This window comes from Segatella copri, assembly GCF_051861805.1.
In the GTDB taxonomy this organism is placed as follows: Bacteria; Bacteroidota; Bacteroidia; order Bacteroidales; family Bacteroidaceae; genus Prevotella; species Prevotella copri_M.
Window position 1 is genome coordinate 3,594,754 of sequence record NZ_CP146520.1, and the last position, 19,764, is coordinate 3,614,517.

16 protein-coding genes are annotated in these 19,764 nt (G+C 45.7%); 13 read left to right on the forward strand and 3 right to left on the reverse strand.

Features of this window, described 5'->3' with window-relative positions; all coding sequences use genetic code 11:
• Positions 1–185 precede the first annotated feature (185 nt).
• From V8Z93_RS14225 to V8Z93_RS14270, 10 genes are all read left to right on the forward strand, one after another.
• Positions 186–3,470: a DUF6443 domain-containing protein gene (locus V8Z93_RS14225; RefSeq protein ID WP_439431920.1), complete on the forward strand. Its 3,285-nt coding sequence runs from the start codon at positions 186–188 to the stop codon at positions 3,468–3,470.
• Positions 3,470–4,021: a hypothetical protein gene (locus V8Z93_RS14230; RefSeq protein WP_439431921.1), complete on the forward strand. Its 552-nt coding sequence runs from the start codon at positions 3,470–3,472 to the stop codon at positions 4,019–4,021. The genes V8Z93_RS14225 and V8Z93_RS14230 overlap by 1 nt, the downstream gene beginning before the upstream one ends.
• Positions 4,018–4,953 carry an RHS repeat domain-containing protein gene (locus V8Z93_RS14235; protein WP_439431922.1) on the forward strand — a complete coding sequence of 312 codons (936 nt, stop codon included), beginning with the start codon at positions 4,018–4,020 and terminating at the stop codon, positions 4,951–4,953. The genes V8Z93_RS14230 and V8Z93_RS14235 overlap by 4 nt, the downstream gene beginning before the upstream one ends.
• Before the next feature lie 289 nt (positions 4,954–5,242).
• A complete protein-coding gene (locus V8Z93_RS14240; RefSeq protein ID WP_439431923.1) occupies positions 5,243–5,773 on the forward strand; it encodes a hypothetical protein in 531 nt (176 codons plus the stop codon).
• Entirely contained in the window at positions 5,761–6,150 is a 390-nt protein-coding gene (locus V8Z93_RS14245; RefSeq protein ID WP_439431924.1) for a hypothetical protein, read from the forward strand. The genes V8Z93_RS14240 and V8Z93_RS14245 overlap by 13 nt, the downstream gene beginning before the upstream one ends.
• A 361-nt stretch (positions 6,151–6,511) precedes the next feature.
• Entirely contained in the window at positions 6,512–7,738 is a 1,227-nt protein-coding gene (locus V8Z93_RS14250) for a hypothetical protein (protein ID WP_439431925.1), read from the forward strand.
• A gap of 114 nt (positions 7,739–7,852) precedes the next feature.
• A complete protein-coding gene (dxs, locus tag V8Z93_RS14255) occupies positions 7,853–9,760 on the forward strand; it encodes a 1-deoxy-D-xylulose-5-phosphate synthase (RefSeq protein ID WP_439431926.1) in 1,908 nt (635 codons plus the stop codon).
• Between the two features lie 77 nt (positions 9,761–9,837).
• Positions 9,838–11,181, forward strand: a complete 1,344-nt coding sequence (gene trkA, locus V8Z93_RS14260; RefSeq protein ID WP_217764594.1) for a Trk system potassium transporter TrkA — start codon at positions 9,838–9,840, stop codon at positions 11,179–11,181.
• Positions 11,182–11,199: 18 nt separating this feature from the next.
• Positions 11,200–12,657, forward strand: coding sequence for a TrkH family potassium uptake protein (locus V8Z93_RS14265; RefSeq protein WP_439431927.1), 1,458 nt, complete (start codon positions 11,200–11,202; stop codon positions 12,655–12,657).
• Positions 12,658–12,728: 71 nt separating this feature from the next.
• A complete protein-coding gene (locus V8Z93_RS14270; RefSeq protein ID WP_439431928.1) occupies positions 12,729–13,691 on the forward strand; it encodes a type I phosphomannose isomerase catalytic subunit in 963 nt (320 codons plus the stop codon).
• An 88-nt stretch (positions 13,692–13,779) separates the two neighbouring features.
• On the opposite strand, the gene V8Z93_RS14275 is transcribed toward V8Z93_RS14270, so the two are convergent.
• Positions 13,780–14,784, reverse strand: coding sequence for a DUF4435 domain-containing protein (locus V8Z93_RS14275; RefSeq protein ID WP_439431929.1), 1,005 nt, complete (start codon positions 14,782–14,784; stop codon positions 13,780–13,782).
• 11 nt (positions 14,785–14,795) lie between these two features.
• Positions 14,796–15,614 (reverse strand): AAA family ATPase, encoded by an 819-nt coding sequence (locus V8Z93_RS14280; protein ID WP_203049737.1) that lies wholly within the window; start codon positions 15,612–15,614, stop codon positions 14,796–14,798.
• A gap of 185 nt (positions 15,615–15,799) precedes the next feature.
• Here V8Z93_RS14280 and V8Z93_RS14285 point away from each other — a divergent pair, with 185 nt between their 5' ends.
• The gene (locus tag V8Z93_RS14285) at positions 15,800–16,744 is read left to right on the forward strand and encodes a DMT family transporter (RefSeq protein ID WP_203039785.1); all 945 of its coding nucleotides are present in this window, start codon (positions 15,800–15,802) and stop codon (positions 16,742–16,744) included.
• Between the two features lie 196 nt (positions 16,745–16,940).
• On the opposite strand, the gene V8Z93_RS14290 is transcribed toward V8Z93_RS14285, so the two are convergent.
• On the reverse strand, positions 16,941–18,521 hold the full coding sequence (locus V8Z93_RS14290) for an L-lactate permease (RefSeq protein WP_118313164.1): 1,581 nt from the start codon (positions 18,519–18,521) through the stop codon (positions 16,941–16,943).
• A gap of 178 nt (positions 18,522–18,699) precedes the next feature.
• Between V8Z93_RS14290 and V8Z93_RS14295 the strand changes: the two genes are divergently transcribed.
• Both V8Z93_RS14295 and V8Z93_RS14300 read left to right on the forward strand, forming a co-directional pair.
• Positions 18,700–19,200, forward strand: coding sequence for an RNA polymerase sigma factor (locus tag V8Z93_RS14295; RefSeq protein WP_439431930.1), 501 nt, complete (start codon positions 18,700–18,702; stop codon positions 19,198–19,200).
• A 16-nt stretch (positions 19,201–19,216) separates the two neighbouring features.
• The gene (locus V8Z93_RS14300; RefSeq protein ID WP_439431931.1) at positions 19,217–19,759 is read left to right on the forward strand and encodes a hypothetical protein; all 543 of its coding nucleotides are present in this window, start codon (positions 19,217–19,219) and stop codon (positions 19,757–19,759) included.
• Positions 19,760–19,764: the final 5 nt, after the last annotated feature.

A 19,764-nucleotide genomic window follows, 5' to 3' on the forward strand; every position in this document is an offset into this window, starting at 1 on the left:
GAAAAATGCGGAGACGCTTACAAATGAAAGCCATTTTCTTATAAAACGAGTTTAATTTTTCTTAATTAATAAGGAGTTCTGCAAATACATTGCGTTTTTTTATTATATTTGCAAGCAAAATACTAAGCCAAAATTACGATAGTATCGTATTGGCTACACATTGTATAACAACAAACAACAAACCTATGATTGGTAAAGTAAAAATCCGATGCTTATTTTTGTTGGCATGGCTTGCCGCCTTGTCAACAAAGGCCCAAGTGTCTTCAGAGAACTACATTCTGACGACGGAGCGTATCAGCGACACGCAGGTCCTCTCCACCACGGAATACTACGACGGCTTGGGAAGACCCTTCGAGATGGTGGAGCAAAAGAAGACTCCAGATGGAGCCAACCTGATATATCTCAAAGAATATGATGGACTAGGACGTGATTGGAAAATATGGTTGCCTGTCAAGGATGCCTCCGATTTCCTCAGCATTTCTGCGGCTCGCTCCCAGGGAAATAGCCAATACAGGGATAGCCATGCCTTCTCCCTAACAGAATATGATGGAAGCCCACTCAATCGAATAAACACAGTGGAGGGAGTTGGAGCTGAGTGGACTAGCCATCCCGTAAAGAAAGACTATCTCGTAAACACCTCTAAATATCCGTTGAACTGCAAATACTACCGTGTATCCATGCAAGGACAGTTGCAAGACAAGGGGTATTATCCTGAGGGTAGGCTCTACGTTACCAAGACCACTGACGAAAACGGCAATGAGAGCTACGAGTTCAAGAACATCGCGGGCAACGTAATTCTCAAGCGTACCATCTGCTCCATCGATGAGGCAGCCGATACCTATTATATATATGATTACCGTGGAAACCTGGCATTTGTGCTTCCTCCCAATTATCAGGAGGAGCCGTCACTTGACCTCTATGCCTACCAATATAAATATGACGGACAGGGGAATTGCACATGGAAGAAGCTGCCAGGATGCGAGCCGATCTATATGAAGTATGACCTTAGCGGCAGGATGACATACTTGCAGGATGGTAATCTGAGGAAGAAAGGACTTTGGGAGTTTTATGTCTATGACAAACTTGGACGATTGGCTGTACAAGGCACTACTGCATCTACAAGTGATGTCAGTAAAATCCATGTCTATGCGCTATACACGGGGGCAGGCATTCTGGACGGTTACCAGCTGAATGGCACTACTTTTACCGCCAAGTCCCTGCTCATTACCAATTTCTATGATGACTATACTTTCATAGAGAAGCAAAACGCCTCAGAGCAGAGCATTTTGCATCTGAACGCAGCCCAAGCATTGGACGCTGCGTTTCCTTCCAACAGTTCCCCCAATGCTAAGGGATTCTTGACTGGGAAGAAAGTATATACATCAGATGGTACGAATAGACATGAAATCTCCTCTATGTACTATGGTTTAAAGGGAAGAGTGGTACAAACACATTCCAGCAACTTGCTTGGAGGAAGTGAACATTTCTACACCTCTTATAACTACATAGGTTCCCCTTTGAAAACCAAGCACATTCATAGCGCAAGTGGCAAGAAAGCCATACAGGAATGCTACGAATATGCCTATGATCATGCTGGAAGACAGACAATGGTTAGCTATGCCATCAATGGCTCCGCCAAAAGAGTATTATCAACAACAGAATATGACGATTATGGAAGAATTGCCAAACAGACATTATTGGGCAAAGAGTGCATCAACAACTCCTACAACATCCGGAGCTGGAAGACTGAGATAAGTAGCAAGAACTTTACCCAAACGCTTGTCTATAACAAAGCAAATGGCTTTGTTATACCTGGAACCGCACAGTACAATGGCAATATATCAGCCATGAGTTGGAAAACTGGAAACAACATAGAGAAAGGCTACAAGTTCTCCTACAACCGTCAGGACATGCTGACCGATGCCGACTATGAGGAAGGAGAATTCTTATCGGACAACATAGGGCACTATGACGAAAGCCGGTCTTATGACAAGATGGGAAACATCCTGTCATTGATACGCTATGGTTTGAGAGACGACAATAAATACGGGCTCATTGACAACCTTAGCTATGACTACAACGGCAATCAGCTTACCAAGGTTGATGATACGGTGAGTGGTCCATATTATGCAGGTGCCTTCCACTTTGTGGATGGTACGAAGGAGGCTACGGAGTATAGCTATGATGCCAATGGCAACATGGTGATGGACAAGAACAAGGGGATTAGCTCGATATCATACGACATCAACAACTTGCCACAGAAAATAATATATAATGATGGAAGGAAAGCTAGTTACGTATATGATGCTGAGGGAAACAAGCACTCCGTCCTATATACGCTAACGGCAATGACCAACGCATTGCCTCAGATGCCAGTCATGCAATCTGCCGATGCAGCATCAGCAAATGCAGTAAATGGGCAAAAGGTAATAAACTATTGTGGAAACATCATTTATGACGGTGATGAGACGATGGTGCTGAATGACGTAGGCTATGCCAAGTATGACAAAGGCGGCAACCTCTCTTTCCATTACTATCTCAAAGACCATCTAGGCGACAACCGTGTCGTTATGAGCGAAAGCGGAGCTATCGAGCAATTCAACGATTACTATCCTACAGGTGCGTTGATGGGGAGCAGCACGAATGGCGATGTTCAGAGATATAAATACAACGGTAAGGAACTGGACCGAATGAACGGTTTGGATTGGTATGACTATGGGGCAAGAAACTATGATGCGGCTCTGGGGATATGGAGAAGCCAGGATAATTTGCAGGAAACACATCCGGACATTGGCAGCTATGTATATGTCTATAATAATCCGATGCGCATGGCTGATCCTGATGGACAGGATGGAAGAGACCGCACTATTGGTTACATAATCGGTGCTGTTACAAACGTCATTCCATTTACTGGGGGACTACGTGACACCTATACCCCCACTGATCCCGAAGACTACAACTATTCTTTACGACAGTCTGATGAAACAGCAAGCAGATTAGCCAATTCTTTTACTAATTGGGGTGGGAAAGCTACCACCTTTAGCAGTGCCATAGCAGCGGTTGGTACTACAGCCATTGTGGTTACAGCAGGTACTAGTGCTGAAGTTGCCGCACCAATAACTGTTGTAGGAAAGACTATAACAACAGCAGGCTTGGCTACAAGTACAGCAGGCTATGTCATGATGGCTAACTCCAACAGCAACAAGGCACAAGGGTACAACAGAGGAAAGAAAAGCAATGTTTCATCGGGCAACAAGAATTCTCCTCATGCTAATCAAAAGAGAAAGGAGGTTAATCGGCAGAATTACGAACAACTAAAGGAGAAAGTTAAGCAGTTACATTCGAAAACTAGCAAAACTAAAGAAGAAGTAGCAGAGTACAACAAAGCTAGAAAACAATTAAAACATTTGCAAAGAATAAAAGATAATAAGGGTGAAAATCATAGTAGAAATCAGAAGGGGAATCGCTAATGAAAAAGTATTTGTTTTTAACAGATTATCAAACAGGACTTATTGTAAAAACAGAGATATTAGAAGCTGAAAATGAGAAAAATGTAGTGTTAAAATGGATAAAAACATTGCGTTTTCCTTATATAGGTTCTGCTGCTCGTAAGAAGATACTGGAAGAATATCTTACTGGGGTTGCATCTTCCGCTTGTATTCGTAGAATGCAAGGGCTTCATTGTATGTTTTTTTTCCAAAATAACAGAATAATAGATGTACATTTCTTAGATATATCTTCCATTTTACAAGGAAGTACTGAATCTAAACGTAATTTAATTATTGCGTATTTCAAAGGTGGAATTTATATTTCCAAAAGCAAAGCAGAATTGCCATTAACCACAATTTCACATTGGGCAAGATACTTATCTTGGCACTATTATTCTAAAGAAGAACGTGCCGAAATTAGGAAGAACATTTATAATATCAAAGAATTAAATGAAACTTTAAAAGACTTAGTTTGGAACTTCGAATGCTCCATACTTGGCAACAGTTTAAAAGTATATATCGTAAAGTCATGAAAAAGATATTATTTATAGTACTCAGCATCATACTCTCCGCTCCAATATTCGGAGCGGATGGCAATCATCGTGCCAACCTTAGCTATGACTACAACGGCAATCAGCTTACCAAGGTTGATGATACGGTAAGTGGTCCATATTATGCTGGTGCCTTCCACTTTGTGGATGGTACGAAGGAGGCAACGGAGTATAGCTATGATGCCAATGGCAACATGGTGATGGACAAGAACAAGGGGATTAGCTCGATATCATACGACATCAACAACTTGCCACAGAAAATATTATATAATGATGGAAGGAAAGCTAGTTACGTATATGATGCTGAGGGAAACAAGCACTCCGTTCAATATACACTAACGGCAATGACCAGCACATTGCCTCAGATGCCAGTCATGCAATCTGCCGATGCAGCATCAGCAAATGCAGTAAATGGGCAAAAGGTAATCAACAATTGTGGCAACATCATTTATGATGGTGATGAGACGATGGTGCTGAATGACGTAGGCTATGCCAAGTATGACAAAGGCGGCAACCTCTCTTTCCATTACTATCTCAAAGACCATCTAGGCGACAACCGTGTCGTTATGAGCGAAAGCGGAGCTATCGAGCAATTCAACGATTACTATCCTACAGGTGCGTTGATGGGGAGCAGCACGAATGGCGATGTTCAGAGATACAAATACAATGGTAAGGAACTAGACCGAATGAATGGTTTGGATTGGCATGACTATGGGGCTAGAAACTATGATGCGACTATCGTTATTTGGAACACATTAGATAAGCTAGCAGAAAAAGATTATTCACATGTCCCTTATGGATATTGCGGTAATAATCCTATGCGATATCTTGATATAAAGGGGCTTGAAAAGCTAGACGCTCTATCGCAGAAAAATAGAAATTATAAAAGACTAGAGAAGGTAATGCACCTATAACAATAGTATTACATAGCTGTTCTGCTTCTAAGTTTGCAAAAGCTATATCAAATAGTGAGAAATTTGACAACGTGATTATTATTGCTCCAACGACTCCAGTTAATGTACTAACCAAAAAGAATACCAAAAGTTATCTAGGCTCATACCTCGAAAATAATGGAATTTGGAAAAGTTATAAAACTGGTAGAGAAATTAGATCATTGACATATGGGACACATGACCACCCTGGCTCTATATACCCTAGAATAAAATTTAATTTAATAAAGGAACTATCTAATAATATAAATGTATGGAAAAAATAAAACTTGTATTAGGTATTTTATTGGGATTTACTCTTTCATTTTTTTATGCTTATTTGCTTAAAAATAGTACAACAAAAACAGATGAGCAATATATTGTTACCAATAGCAGAGATGTATTCATATTGGATTCTGTAGAATTTAAACTTACCTCAGACTCTGTTCTTCTATATGGAAACGAAGATTCATATACAGAACTCTTATATCATTATGGAAGTATTCATAATGGTTCTAAAGAACTCTTATATTATGCATTAATCATGGCAGACAAATATTCTTATCCCGAAGCTTCTTATAATATTTTCGGCGCTATTAAAGATTTTAAAAAGAACAACACTTTATTATTGTCTGAAATGATGAGATATTACTTATTGTATGGGGCAAAAAACGGAAGTTCAAGTTCTTGTTTTCAATTAAAGGAATATTACGAAAAAGGAATATTATTCGAAAGAAATCAGAGAAAAGCAAAATTCTATGAGAATAAGATAAACGAAATTTATAAGATAAAATGGACAAAATAAGAAATATGCATAATGTTGCCTTAGGCATCATTATAGGTTTGTTTTTGGGGGGAATTTTTCAAGCACGCCCTAAGTTTGAATGGAATTTGGGAGTAAAGCAACCAGTCATCCCTCAATGGAATATTAACAAGATAAAATCTGCAATTATTAAAGAGAAGAGCATAAAAGACTATGAATTACTTAAAGAATTATCTGGCGGGCATTTAAAAAAAGAAGACATTTTCTATGGTTTACTTATGAATGAATATCACCCTAACGATACCATTTACAAAGACCTAAGAAATGTTTTGGTTGAAATCTACAATATCCCTCCAAAAGATACCATCACTTTGATGTGGGTTAAAAAACTTGATGAAATGTACAAAAACAATAAATAAAGAAACAATTCAGAGGGTGCTTCCAGGCCATGTTTTTGGAACACAAAACTGGACACCCTAATATTTATATGACAACAATGGCAATATTATCACGGAATACTCGTTAGATACAGAAAGAGCCATAACTAGGAAGCCGTGCCAACTATAAGTGCAAGGGATTTACACAACAAATTGTCAAAGTTGGCTGGTTGTAATGTCGCAAACTTCAGTTTCAGTCCCCAAATAGGGATGATGGAGATGATTTCTCCGAATGGAGAATCTACGACTTATTCTTATGACGCTTTCTGCAGATTATCTGCCATCAAGGATCATAACGGCATCGTGTCCTCATCATTCAAATACAATTACAAACAATAAGCTTATGATGAATAAAGTTAACTTTCGTTACTTGTTTTTGTTGGCATGGCTTACTGCCCTGTCAACAAAGGCCCAAGTGTCTTCAGAGAACTACGTGCAGACTACGGAACGTATCAGCGACAAACAGGTTCTCTCCACAACGGAACAGAACATTTGTAATCATACATACCATATAGGAGACAAGATTGAGCGTCAGCAAGCCACCTTCAAACATTTTGACCCAAAAGGGAAAGGTGCTATTTGGGACTTGACAGACATCAATTTATCTGACAATGCCTCGTGGTTGACAATCACCTCCAATCCCCATGATGAACATGGACTTATAATTAATGGACTCAATACCCGTTATTTTTGTCATCAAAACGACACTGGCACATATTTGGATGGCTACGAGAACAACCAATCGAAAATTAGCTACAAACTAACAGACTTGATTGCTCCGCCTAGTTTTGTACTTAATAGCATGGCAACGGGGTATTTCAATGGATATGCCATATATTCAGAGTCAGTATATTCTCGTATTTATGGAACATATGAATGCCAAGTTGATGGACTCGGTACAATGTTACTTCCATCAGGTGATACGATTACTGGTGTGACAAGGGTACATATCCAGAAACACACAGGACAACAATATCTCAAAAACATTGAGCATGCAAAGGCCTTACGCATGTTGGTTGACAGTGTTAACATCTACACACATGATAGCATCATACAACATCTTGCTGTGGATTCCAACCTGGTAGAAACAAACATATACAGATGGTATGCACAAGGGGAGTCTTATCCGATTTACGAAACCTTAGACTCTCATGTTAAGGGTAACAATATTGGATTTAAAGTAGCTTATTATTACTCTCCACAATCATTGAAAGACAATGAATACGAGAAATCAAGAAATATTTCTCAGAGAGAGAGAGCAAAAGCTACCTCCAATGGCCGTCCCCGTATTTCCAGACATGTATTTTCTAATGGTACATTTATTGATTATTCGGTAAACGTGACTTCCGATGGTAATGTAAATGTTGCCATGTTCTGCTCTTCAAGAGCAAAGATAGATTGTAATATCCATACCATTGACGGAATGATGGTATGCCAACAGAGTTTTAAAGAATCCAGCAAGAAGACATATAACATCTGTCTGCCTTTATCGTCTCATTCACATGGCATCTACATACTCAACATTTCTGTTAACGGACAGCAATTCTCAGAAAAGTTCATCTACAAGTAATCCACTATGAGTAGAAAAATACAAAGATTTATCGGAAAAAGCGAAAATATCCCAATAAAAATGTTATTTATTAAAAAAAAGCATTACCTTTGCATGTACAAATAACAAGGAAATATGGACAAAAGTAAGTTTAGTCTATTAAGTAACATCAAATACCCTGAGGATTTGCGCAAACTGAGCATCGACCAGTTGCCACAAGTATGCAAAGAATTGAGAGAAGACATCATCGACGAGGTTGCCGTCAACCCAGGTCATTTTGCCTCCTCTCTTGGCGTGGTTGAAATCACCGTAGCACTCCACTACGTGTATAACACCCCTAACGACCGAATCGTTTGGGATGTGGGCCACCAGGCATACGGACATAAGATTCTGACAGGAAGACGTGAGGTGTTCTGTACCAACAGAAAGCTTCACGGCATCCGTCCGTTCCCTACTCCACTGGAGAGTGAATACGACACCTTTGCCTGCGGACATGCCAGCAACTCAATTTCTGCGGCACTCGGCATGGCTGTGGCGGCACGCAAACTAGGACAGTCTGATCGCAGCGTGGTGGCTGTAATCGGCGATGGCGCCATGAGTGGCGGCCTGGCCTTCGAGGGCCTGAACAATGTATCAAGCACTCCTAACGACATGCTCATCATCCTCAACGACAACGATATGAGTATCGACCGTGCCGTGGGAGGCATGGAGAAGTATCTTCTGAACCTCGACACCAATGAAACTTACAACAAGCTTCGTTTCAAGGCTTCGCAGTGGCTCCACTCCAAGGGCTACCTCAACGACGACCGCAAGAAGGGCATCATCCGCCTGAACAATGCGCTGAAATCGGCACTGAGCCATCAGCAGAACATCTTCGAGGGAATGAATATCCGATACTTCGGTCCGTTCGACGGTCATGACGTCAAGGAAGTAGTAAGATTGCTGCAACAGCTCAAGAAGATGAAGGGTCCGAAGCTGCTCCACCTGCATACCACCAAGGGAAAAGGTTACGAACCAGCCGAGAAGAGTGCTACCATCTGGCATGCACCGGGCAAATTTGACCCGGAAACTGGTGAGCGCCTCATCGCAGACACCAGCAACAAACCGCCTAAATACCAGGATGTTTTCGGCAACACGCTTCTGGAACTCGCCCAGCAGAACCCGAAGATAGTAGGTGTGACACCAGCCATGCCTACGGGATGCTCCATGAACATCATGATGAAGGCGATGCCCGACCGTACCTTCGACGTGGGAATCGCCGAGGGACATGCCGTCACCTTCTCGGGAGGTATGGCGAAAGACGGTCTCATTCCGTTCTGCAACATCTACAGTTCATTTGCACAGCGTGCCTACGATAACATCATCCATGATATGGCATTGCTCAATCTGCCGGTGGTACTCTGCCTGGACCGTGCCGGACTGGTGGGAGAAGATGGTCCTACCCATCATGGTGCTTTCGACATGGCAGCCCTGCGCCCTATCCCTCACCTCACCATCGCATCGCCGATGAACGAGCATGAACTGCGCAACCTGATGTATTCGGCACAGTTGCCTAACCAGGGCAGCTACGTAATCCGCTATCCTCGCGGCAACGGCGTGCTGGTAGACTGGAAGAACCCGATGGAGGAAATCAAAACGGGTACCGGAAGAAAACTGAAGGATGGCGACGACATCGCCGTGATTACCATTGGTCCTATCGGAAACGATGCTGCCAAGGCCATCGCCGAACTGGAGGCGGAAGGCAAGCCTCTGAGCATCGCCCACTACGACCTGCGATTCCTGAAGCCGCTCGACAATAGCCTTCTCGAAGAGGTGGGCAAGAAGTTCAAGCACATCGTCACCATAGAGGATGGAGTAAGAAACGGAGGCATGGGATCTGCCGTTCTGGAATGGATGAGCGACCATGGCTACCAGCCAACCATCACAAGAATGGGACTGCCAGACGACTTTGTGGAGCATGGCACCGTGAGCCAGCTCAGAGAAATTGTGCATCTTGACAACAACAGCATCAAAGAAACCCTGAAGGCTGTAAGCAGAAGCTAGAAGGCTGTAAGCAAAACGTTAAGATTTGCATGCTCTATATACATTATTATATATACATTATCATATTATAATAGGAAATGAAAATAATCATAGCTGGCGCTCACGCCATCGGAACCCACCTGGCACGACTCCTGTCGCGCAGCAAGGAAGAGATTACGCTCATTGATGAAAGCGAGGAGCGATTGGCCAGCATAGGATCAGACTGCGACCTGCTCACCATGCTGGGCAAGCCTACCAGCCTGAGCACGCTGCGAGATGCCGGAGTTGCCGACGCCGACCTGTTCATCGCCGTCACTCCCATCGAAAGCATGAACATCACGGCAAGCATCCTTGCCAAGAACCTGGGTGCCAAGCGCACCGTGGCACGTGTGGATAACCCCGAGTACATGGAACCGCAGGCACAGGAGTTCTTCAGGGAACTGGGCATCAGCAAACTGATTTACCCGGAAATGCTGGCTGCCGTGGATATCAACAACGGATTGAAGATGAGTTGGGTGCGCCAGCGCTGGGATGTGCACGACGGAGCACTCGTGATGCTCGGCATCAAACTACGTGAGGGCTGCGAGATTCTCAACGAACCGCTCAAGAATATCAGCGGTCCTAACGATCCCTACCATGTGGTAGCCATCAAGCGAGGCAGCGATACCATCATCCCTGGCGGTAACGACGAGCTGAAGCTCTACGACCTCGCCTACTTCATGACCACCCGCAACTACATTCCCTACATCCGCAAGATTGTAGGTAAGGAACATTATGTAGACGTGAAGAACGTGATGATTATGGGTGGCGGCCGCACAGCCGTGAGAGCCGTGAAGAAGATGCCGGAATACATGGAGTGCAAGATTATAGAGATGAGCGAGGAGCGCTGCGAATATCTCAACGATATCCTCGACGATACCCACACCCTCATCATCCATGGCGACGGCCGAGACATTCCGCTGCTTACGGAAGAGGGAATCAGAAGTACCCAGGCCTTCGTGGCGCTGACCGGAAATGCCGAGACCAACATCCTGGCCTGTCTCACAGCCAAGCGAATGGGTGTGCGCAAAACCGTGGCGGCAGTAGAGAACGTGGATTATGTAAGCATGGCAGAGAGCCTGGATATCGGTACCATCATCAACAAGAAGATGATTGCCGCCAGCTACATCTACCAGATGATGCTCGATGCCGACGTGATGAACGTGCGCTTCCTGATGAGCGCCAACGCCGATGTGGCTGAGTTCATCGCCAAGGAAGGTTCAAAGGTAACCCAAAAACCGGTGAAAGACCTGGGTATGCCTATCGGCGTAACCATCGGTGGACTGGTGAGAAACGGCGAAGGAATGCTCGTTTCGGGTAATACCCAGATAGAACCGGGCGACTCGGTGATGGTGTTCTGCCACAACATCAACATGAAGAAGATAGAGAAGTATTTTATATGATAAAGAGAAGCATTTTATATGATAAATAGCAAACTGATATATAAGATATTGGGGCAACTGCTTTTCATAGAGGCTTTCCTGCTCTTTATCTCTCTGCTGGTAGCCTATTACTATCAGCAGGAAGATGTCTTCGCCTTCGTAATATCAACACTCGCTACCATCGGAGGCGGACTCATTCTGAAATGGAGGGGCCATGGAGCCGACAACTCGATGTCGCGCCGCGATGCCTATCTCGTGGTGTCGCTATCCTGGATTATCTTCAGTCTCTTCGGCACCCTACCCTTCATGATAAGCGGCTACATCAGCAACTTTACGGATGCCTACTTCGAGACGATGTCGGGATTCACCACCACGGGTGCCACCATCCTGGATGATGTGGAATGCTTCCCGCACGGCTTGCTCTTCTGGCGATCGCTCACCCAGTGGATAGGCGGTTTGGGAATCGTGTTCTTCACCATCGCCCTGCTGCCGTCGCTAGTAGGCGGACAGACCAAGGTGTTTGCCGCCGAGGCTACGGGTCCTATCAAGACCAAGCTGCATCCCCGACTCTCCACTTCGGCAAAATGGATATGGAGTATCTATCTGGTGCTCACCATCGCCTGCATCGCATCCTACTATGTGGCAGGAATGAATCTCTTCGACAGTTTCAATTATGCGATGACCACTACGGCTACGGGTGGTTTCTCCACCCACAACAGCAGTACATCGTTCTTCCATTCTCCGGCGCTGGAATACATCTGCACCTTCTTCTGCTTCCTCTCGGGAGTGAACTTCACCCTGCTTTATGCGGCAGTTATCAAGTTCAAGATCAAGGACCTGTTCAAGAACTCGGAGTTTAAGTTCTATATGCTCCTCGTCACCGCCTTTACGGCTTTCATTATGGTAGAGCTGATGGTGATGCGCAACTACGATGTGGAGCATGCCTTCCGCAGCGCCGTCTTCCAGGTGGTATCGTTTATCACCACCACGGGATTGTTTAACGACGATGCAGCCCTCTGGCCTCATGTCACCTGGGTGATATTGGCAGCCTGCATGTTCTTCGGAGCCTGCTCGGGCAGTACGAGTGGAGGTTTGAAGTGTATCCGTGGCGTGATGCTGGTGAGAATGGTGAAGAATGAGTTCCGACAGATTCTACACCCTAACGCCGTGCTGCCGCTGAAGATTGATGGCGTGAACGTGCCGATGCAGAAGCGAGTAACGCTGCTCGCCTTCCTCACCACCTATCTCATCATCTGCCTGGTCATCTCGTTCACGATGATAGCCATGGGCATCGACAACACCAATGCCATCACCATCACCCTGAGCTGTGTGGGCAATGTGGGTCCTACGCTGGGTACGGAGATTGGTCCTACGATGTCGTGGAGCGAACTACCCGATGTGGCAAAATGGTTCTGCTCGCTGATGATGCTCATCGGACGTCTGGAGATATTCAGCGTACTGGTGATATTCACCCCTGCCTTCTGGAGGGAGAACTAGAGTTTAAGTGAAGAGTGAAGAATGAAGAGTTCTATAACTAGAAACATTTTATCAACTAATTCAATAAAGTTATGAAACCATTAAAATTTGAACCACTATTGAAGTCCACTATTTGGGGTGGCAACAAGATTATCGCTTTCAAGCATCTTGACGTGAAGCAAGAGAAAGTAGGTGAGAGCTGGGAAATCTCTGGAGTTCCTGGCAACGAGAGCATCGTAGCTGAGGGCGAGATGAAGGGCAAGAAACTCAATGAGGTTGTTGCCGAGTTGAAGGACAGTTTCCTTGGAACCGAAAACTACAAGCGTTTCGGCAATGAGTTCCCGCTGCTCATCAAGTTTATCGACGCCAACACCGACCTTTCTATCCAGGTGCATCCTAACGATGAGATTGCCAAGAAGCAGGGTAAGGAGCGCGGCAAGACCGAGATGTGGTATGCGCTGCCAAGTGAGCCGGATGCCAAGCTCTACAACGGCTTGAAGATGCAGATTACTCCTGAGCAGTATAAGGAGATGGTGGAGAATGATACCATCACCGATGCCCTGGCTCAGTATAACGTAAAGGAGGACGACTGCTTCTTTATTCCTGCGGGCAGAATCCACGCCATCGGAACAGGCTGTTTCGTTGCCGAGATTCAGCAGACCAGCGATGTTACCTATCGCATCTACGACTTCAAGCGCAAGGACAAGGATGGCAACTATCGCCAGCTCCACACCAAGGAGGCTGCCGAGTGCATCGACTACACCGTATTGCCAGACTATCGCCAGAACTACACTCCTGCCAAGAACCAGGGTGTAAGCATGGTGCAGTGCCCTTACTTCACCACAGCCGTTTATGATCTCGATGAGCCAATGACCCTGGATTATTCAGAGTTGGACAGCTTCGTGATTCTGATAGGCCTGAAGGGTGAGGCTAAGATTACCGACAACGAGGGTAACGAGATTACCCTGCAGGGCGGCGAGAGCATCGTAGTGCCAGCCAGCACCCAGACGCTGAAGGTAGAAGGAACCTTGAAGTTCCTGGAGACATACGTATAAGAATAAGATATCAAAATAAAAAAATGCGGGCCATTTCCGGCTCGCATTTTTTATTTCGATATAAAGAGTTTATTTCTGCAATTTCATTTCAGGATGATTGTTCCAGATACTTCTCCACATCCGCCTGAATCTTCTGGAATTCCGGAGAGAACTGGTAAAAGGTGTTCTTCTTCATCATCATTTTCACCTTGCCCAGACTATTCTCATAGCAAGCCATTTCGGTGCGTGCCTGCTCGGAATGAACCGCCCTGTCACGGATTTCATTCTCCCTTACATTGCGCAGGGTATCGCAGACACTCTGAACCAGCGGACTCACAACCAAGTCGAAAAGATGATGCCCCTGTATATATAAATAGGTGTTATGCTCGTTCACCCCCAAAGCATTCAGATACTGAATCATATCCGGAAGTTCATCCTTGAACTTCTTGAAGCGGCGCTCCAGCTGGAAAAGCTTCGCCCTTACCTTCTTGGCGAGATAATTGATGGCCTGCTGAGGTTCCTGGATTCTTACCGATGGCAATACGATAACCTTGTCGAACTCAGCCATGTCAAAATGCATCGACATCTTGCGATGACGGATATAGAAAAGAAGATGCCACACGAAGAGCGGCCATATTGTACGGGAATACGCCTCCATGAATCTTTCGAAATCGAAGATATGGGTATCGTTCAGCGTCACCATCACGCAGGTTTCGTGCAAACCCTTGGCGTAACACTGGAAATTCTCGATGGCATAAGCGTAGGTATGGAAGATATAGGGACTCTCCAGCATCTGCTGAGAAGCCTCGGTGGTGCCCTGACGCAGATAGTCATAGTCGGCATCCACACAGGCTATCATATCCTTGCCCACCCCCTTGAGCATATTTCCGATAGCCGCCTTCTTGCCACGGTCGAGATGGTTATCGCGGGTAGGCAACATAATCTCAAAATAACGCGTGTCATCCTCATACTTTCCCAATACCGACCGCCAGAAGAAGACATCATCGTAGCTCTCGACGTAAGCCACAATCTTGCGCCGAGCCTTCTTCGAGGTCATTCTGTTGGCGGCCTCGAAGTAAAGCGAGTTGATGTTATCGGTTAAACGTTTAGCCATAAGCCGTTATTTTACTTGATAGTAATATCATCCACTTCCGTTACATGATCCATCCAGCCATCCATGACCACGGCAGGACTATGGGTGGTCATGACAATCTGGATGTTCGGATTCAGTTTCAGCACCAGACCGATGAGCTGCTTCTGCCACTCCAGGTGAAGACTGATTTCCGGTTCATCCATAAAGAGGATATAAGACTGGTTGTCCTCCACCAGCACGGTGAGCAGGATGGCAAGAATCTGCTTCTCTCCTGCCGAAAGCTGATAAGGCAGAAGCTGCTCGCCCATCTGGTTGAATCGGATTTCATTGGCTGTTCGGATGATGGTCTTTCCGGTATCCTTGAAAAGATCATCTATCATATTCTGGAACATCCTCTTCGGTTCGCTCAGCTGCTGAGCCTTGAAGGCGGCATCCGGTTCGCCGCTCTGAAGCACGGCGATGATGCGGTTGCCGATGTTCACCTGGTAATCCAGATACTTGCGCTGCAGCTGGAAGAGCTGCCAGTCGAGTTCGGTAACCAGGGTAAGGTCTATCTTGTTGATCATCTCGGCATTCATCAGCGGTCTATCCACCGATCGGATTACATCGTAGCGAATCCACTTTGCCTCCTCCGGCTCCACCTTCAGGTGTACGCCCTTGATCATGTGACTAGGGAATTCGCCGCCAGCCGCCAGGCCCTTTACCACCTTATTTAATATAGTACTCTTGCCCACGCCGTTTACACCACTCAGGATATTGACACGGCGGTCGAGGTTCCAAAGAATATGTTTGGTACCGCTCCAGAGAGATTCTATCTCTATCTGTTTGATATAATCAGCATATTTCTGCATAAGAATAATCTCCTATCTTTAATAGTCAAGAACGGAAAAAAGACTATTGTCTTAACTTCTTTAACTTCTTAACTCCTTTAACTTCTAAAAAATATACCGCAAATATAGCAAAATTCCTCGAATTTTTGTACCTTTGCACTCGATTTTATTCAAAATAAAGAAGATTTAAATAGAAATAAGGAAAAATGGATAACAAACGACCTCTTATCGCCCACCTGTGCCTCTTCTGTTCAGGCGCATTCTGGGGACTGATGGCTCCCGTAGGCAAGGATGCCATGCTTCACGGCATCGACGGCATCGACCTGGTGAGCTTCCGTGTTTTGGGTGGCGCGCTCCTCTTTTGGCTCACCTCATTATTCACCAAGAAAGAGCATGTTCCAGTAAAAGACATCTTCAAGTTTGCTGCTGCCGGACTCTTCGCCCTCGTGTTCAACCAGTGTTCTTACACCATCGGTCTGAACATGACCTCGCCTAGCAACTCCAGCATCATGACCACCTCGATGCCTATCTTCGCCATGGTTCTCTCCTTCCTGATATTGAAGGAGCCTATCACCTGGAAGAAGGCGCTCGGTGTACTGATGGGATGCGCAGGTGCCGTCATCATCATCATGACGAGTGCTACGGCTGGCAATGCCAAGGTGGGAAACATCTGGGGCGACCTGCTCTGTATGTCGGCGCAGCTTTCCTTCGCCCTCTACCTGTCGCTCTTCAAGAACCTGCTGTCTAAGTATTCGCTCTTCACCATCAACAAGTGGATGTTCCTCTGGGCAACGGTCCTGATATGGCCTTTCACCATCAGCCACGTGATGAGCATCGACTTTGCTCATGTTCCGATGAGCACCTGGTGGGAAACGGGCTACGTGGTTCTCTTCGGCACTTATCTGGGCTACATCTGCATGATGATTGGTCAGAAGACTCTGCGCCCTACCGTGGTGAGTGTATATAACTATGTGCAGCCGCTGGTATCAGTCACCGTGAGTGTCATCGTGGGTCTCGCCGTGTTCAAAGGCATGCAGGCCATCGCCGCCATCCTCGTATTCTCTGGTGTATGGCTCGTGGTAAAGAGCAAGTCGAAGCATGATATCGACCAACACGACCACAGCCTGGCTTACGAGAAAAGACATGCGTAAATGATAGAATGTCGATTTCGTTATATTTCCCGCTAGGCGTACCGGCGGATTTGCGTACTTGGAAGAAAATATATTTAGCCTTAAGGAAAAATATATTTAGCCTTAAGGGAAAATATAATTAGCCTTAAGGCAAAAAATATAAGAGGATGTGCCATGGACTTATGACACATCCTCTTTTGTTATATAAGGAAGAAGATTAGCAGCCAAAATAAACCATCAGTCCGCCCAAAACGATATAAAGCAGGGCGTATGGGATGGCCGAACGGAGAATCTCTCCATCCTTCCCCTCCATATCGCAGGCTGCAGTAGCGATGGCGATGCTCTGCGGACTGATCATCTTGCCACCCGTGGCTCCCGTGGTATTGGCGGCAACCAGCCAGTTCTCCTGACCACCCTCCATACCAAAGAATGTGCTCTGTCCCGTCATACCCAACTGGTTGGCAACATGAGCCTGGAGCTTGGCAAAGAGGATATTCGAAGAGGTATCAGAACCCGTAACGAAGGTTCCGATGGCACCAATCATCGGCGCTACCAGAGGATAGAAGTCGCCCGTTACAGCCACCAGACCTGAGGCGATGGAAGTAATCATTCCCGAATAGTTCATCACACTCGCCAGGGCTATCAGCGAACAGATGGTCACCACCGTCTTGCGCAGATTCACCGTGGTACGGGCAAGAATCACCATCAGTCGCTTGAGGCTCAATCCCTGAACCAATCCACCAATCGTAGCACCCAGGAAGAGCATCAGTCCTGCATTGGAAATCCAGCCAAACTTAAAGGTGCTATCGAGCACTGGCAGATGAACCGCACTCACCAGATGACTCTTGAGGAAAGCATTGACCGGAGGACAGAGTGCGCCGGAAACCAGGATGAATATCAATATAAAGAGGTAAACGCTCCATGCCTTCAGGCTCTCGGCAAGCGTAAAGGTTTCCTTATCCTGCACCTTGCTCTTTCTGGCAAACACCTTGGCGTATGCGATGATGGCGATAATGGCTGCCAGCGAACCGATGATGGCTGGTGTTTCCGAACCGAGATAATAGCCGCATACAAACTGCACTACCACGGAAATCACTCCCACCCAGAGGGCGATGATGAGATTCTTGATAAGATTGTGCTTATCGGTAAGCGTCAGGATGATGAAAGGCAGGATGATAAAGAGAGGTGCCAGCTGGATAATGGCGAAGGCCGAAGTCTCGCAAATCTGTGCCGCCGAAGCCGATCCGCTTTCCGCCACCTCGTTGCAGAGCGTAGTAACCGGTACACCCACGGCACCAAATCCCGTAGCCACGGTATTACCGATTAAGGAAACCAGAGCCGAGAACATCGGTTTGAAGCCGAGTCCGATGAGGATAGCGGCAGGTATCGCCACCGCCGTTCCGAAGCCCGCCATACCTTCGAGCAGTCCGCCGAATCCCCATACAAGGAGCAACACGAGCAGTCCCTTATCATCGGTAATCGATGTAAACTGTCTCTTGATTACCTCAATCTGCCTGCTTTCCACGAGGATATTATAGCTGTAGATAGCCATCAGGATGATGATGAGAATCGGGAACACCGCCTTCAGGATGCCTTCCACCACCGCCCATCCCGTCAGGGCGATCACGCTATCCTCCGCATGTTCCGGGGCAATCATGCCCAGCGGCGAAGCAGCGAAGAGAGCGAGCAACACGGTAACTACGAGCGTCAGCAAGGCGCTTTTATGACCTGCCATCTTGAAGCCGAGCATCAGGATGAACAGCAACACGATGGGAATAATAGAAACTATTGATGCCATAAGCCATTCAGTTTTTTAATGTTTTCGATTGCTAATTTTTATTTCTTCGATTACTAAATTTCATGTTTATGCCTGCAAAAATAATATATTTCTTTGAAAAAAGAAAGCATTTTTTGAAAAAAATCTTTTTTTAGATGTCCGATTTTTCAATTTCATACGTCTATAGAGTGTTAAGGTTATGAGAACAGAAGAATTCAACCATATCATCCTACCGATGCGCAGCGACCTGAAAGCGTATGCGCTAAGGTTGACTGAGAGTGACGACAATGCCGAAGACCTCGTGCAGGAAGTCATGCTCAGGCTGTGGGACATGCGCCAGAATATCCAGGCAGAAGATAACCTCAAGGCGCTCGCCATCACCATCATGCGCAACAAGTTTTATGACCAGTGCCGACATGAGGAGCGGAACTTCACCACCGACAAGGTGATGGAAGTACCCATAGAAGACCGGCGGGCAGAGCAACGGGACGAGGTAAACCTCATCAAGCAGATAGTGGCACAGCTCCCGCCCTTGCAGCAGCAGATATTCCGCATGAAGGAGATAGAAGGCTATACTGCCGATGAAATCATGCAGATAACGGGATGCACTGCCGATAATCTCCGAAAGAATCTCTCCAGAGCCCGACTCAAAATCAGAGAGACTTATATGAATCTCGTGAAACAGAACAGAACAAAATAAAGAAGGAGGAAAGAAGATGAACGATAAAATAAAAAGAATCGATGAATTCAAGAATACAAATGAATTCAAGACGATACAGAACTTGCTCGACAAGTATATGGATGGTGCCACATCCAATGAGGAAGAGGCAACGCTCAGAAAATATTTCGAAGAGCATGCCAATGATATTCCTGAAGAATGGGAATCCTATCGCGCCCTTTTCAGTTATATCGGATTCGAACAGATGAATCTTTCTCAAATTCTAAAAGAAAAAGAAGAGAAAGAGATAGAAAAGGAGGATATCGAAAAGAAGGAAGAAGAGAGAATCTCGAAGAAGGAAGCTTCTCGCAGCAGATGGCTCAAATATTTCGGCACTTCTGTGGCAGCCGCCGCTATCATCGCATTCCTGATTGTGGGCATCCAGAAGATAGCCCAGCCTCAGCCAGAATGTTATGCAGTTATCGACGGTAAGGTTTATACCGACCAGGAGTTCGTTCACCATGAAGCCCTGGATGCCCTGGATGATGTTTCGGCAGATTCCGAAGATCCATTCAGTGCCCTGGATATGATGAAACAATAAATTCA

What these genes read in the sequence shown, in the direction of transcription:
- V8Z93_RS14245 (WP_439431924.1), top strand. Translation starts at nt 5,761, where the DNA reads ATGGACAAAATAAGAAATATGCATAATGTTGCCTTAGGCATCATTATA.
- V8Z93_RS14285 (WP_203039785.1), top strand. Translation starts at nt 15,800, where the DNA reads ATGGATAACAAACGACCTCTTATCGCCCACCTGTGCCTCTTCTGTTCA.
- V8Z93_RS14280 (WP_203049737.1), bottom strand. Translation starts at nt 15,614, where the DNA reads ATGCAGAAATATGCTGATTATATCAAACAGATAGAGATAGAATCTCTC.
- V8Z93_RS14240 (WP_439431923.1), top strand. Translation starts at nt 5,243, where the DNA reads ATGGAAAAAATAAAACTTGTATTAGGTATTTTATTGGGATTTACTCTT.
- V8Z93_RS14250 (WP_439431925.1), top strand. Translation starts at nt 6,512, where the DNA reads ATGATGAATAAAGTTAACTTTCGTTACTTGTTTTTGTTGGCATGGCTT.
- V8Z93_RS14270 (WP_439431928.1), top strand. Translation starts at nt 12,729, where the DNA reads ATGAAACCATTAAAATTTGAACCACTATTGAAGTCCACTATTTGGGGT.
- V8Z93_RS14300 (WP_439431931.1), top strand. Translation starts at nt 19,217, where the DNA reads ATGAACGATAAAATAAAAAGAATCGATGAATTCAAGAATACAAATGAA.
- V8Z93_RS14295 (WP_439431930.1), top strand. Translation starts at nt 18,700, where the DNA reads ATGAGAACAGAAGAATTCAACCATATCATCCTACCGATGCGCAGCGAC.
- dxs (WP_439431926.1), top strand. Translation starts at nt 7,853, where the DNA reads ATGGACAAAAGTAAGTTTAGTCTATTAAGTAACATCAAATACCCTGAG.
- V8Z93_RS14225 (WP_439431920.1), top strand. Translation starts at nt 186, where the DNA reads ATGATTGGTAAAGTAAAAATCCGATGCTTATTTTTGTTGGCATGGCTT.
- V8Z93_RS14235 (WP_439431922.1), top strand. Translation starts at nt 4,018, where the DNA reads ATGAAAAAGATATTATTTATAGTACTCAGCATCATACTCTCCGCTCCA.
- V8Z93_RS14290 (WP_118313164.1), bottom strand. Translation starts at nt 18,521, where the DNA reads ATGGCATCAATAGTTTCTATTATTCCCATCGTGTTGCTGTTCATCCTG.
- V8Z93_RS14265 (WP_439431927.1), top strand. Translation starts at nt 11,200, where the DNA reads ATGATAAATAGCAAACTGATATATAAGATATTGGGGCAACTGCTTTTC.
- trkA (WP_217764594.1), top strand. Translation starts at nt 9,838, where the DNA reads ATGAAAATAATCATAGCTGGCGCTCACGCCATCGGAACCCACCTGGCA.
- V8Z93_RS14230 (WP_439431921.1), top strand. Translation starts at nt 3,470, where the DNA reads ATGAAAAAGTATTTGTTTTTAACAGATTATCAAACAGGACTTATTGTA.
- V8Z93_RS14275 (WP_439431929.1), bottom strand. Translation starts at nt 14,784, where the DNA reads ATGGCTAAACGTTTAACCGATAACATCAACTCGCTTTACTTCGAGGCC.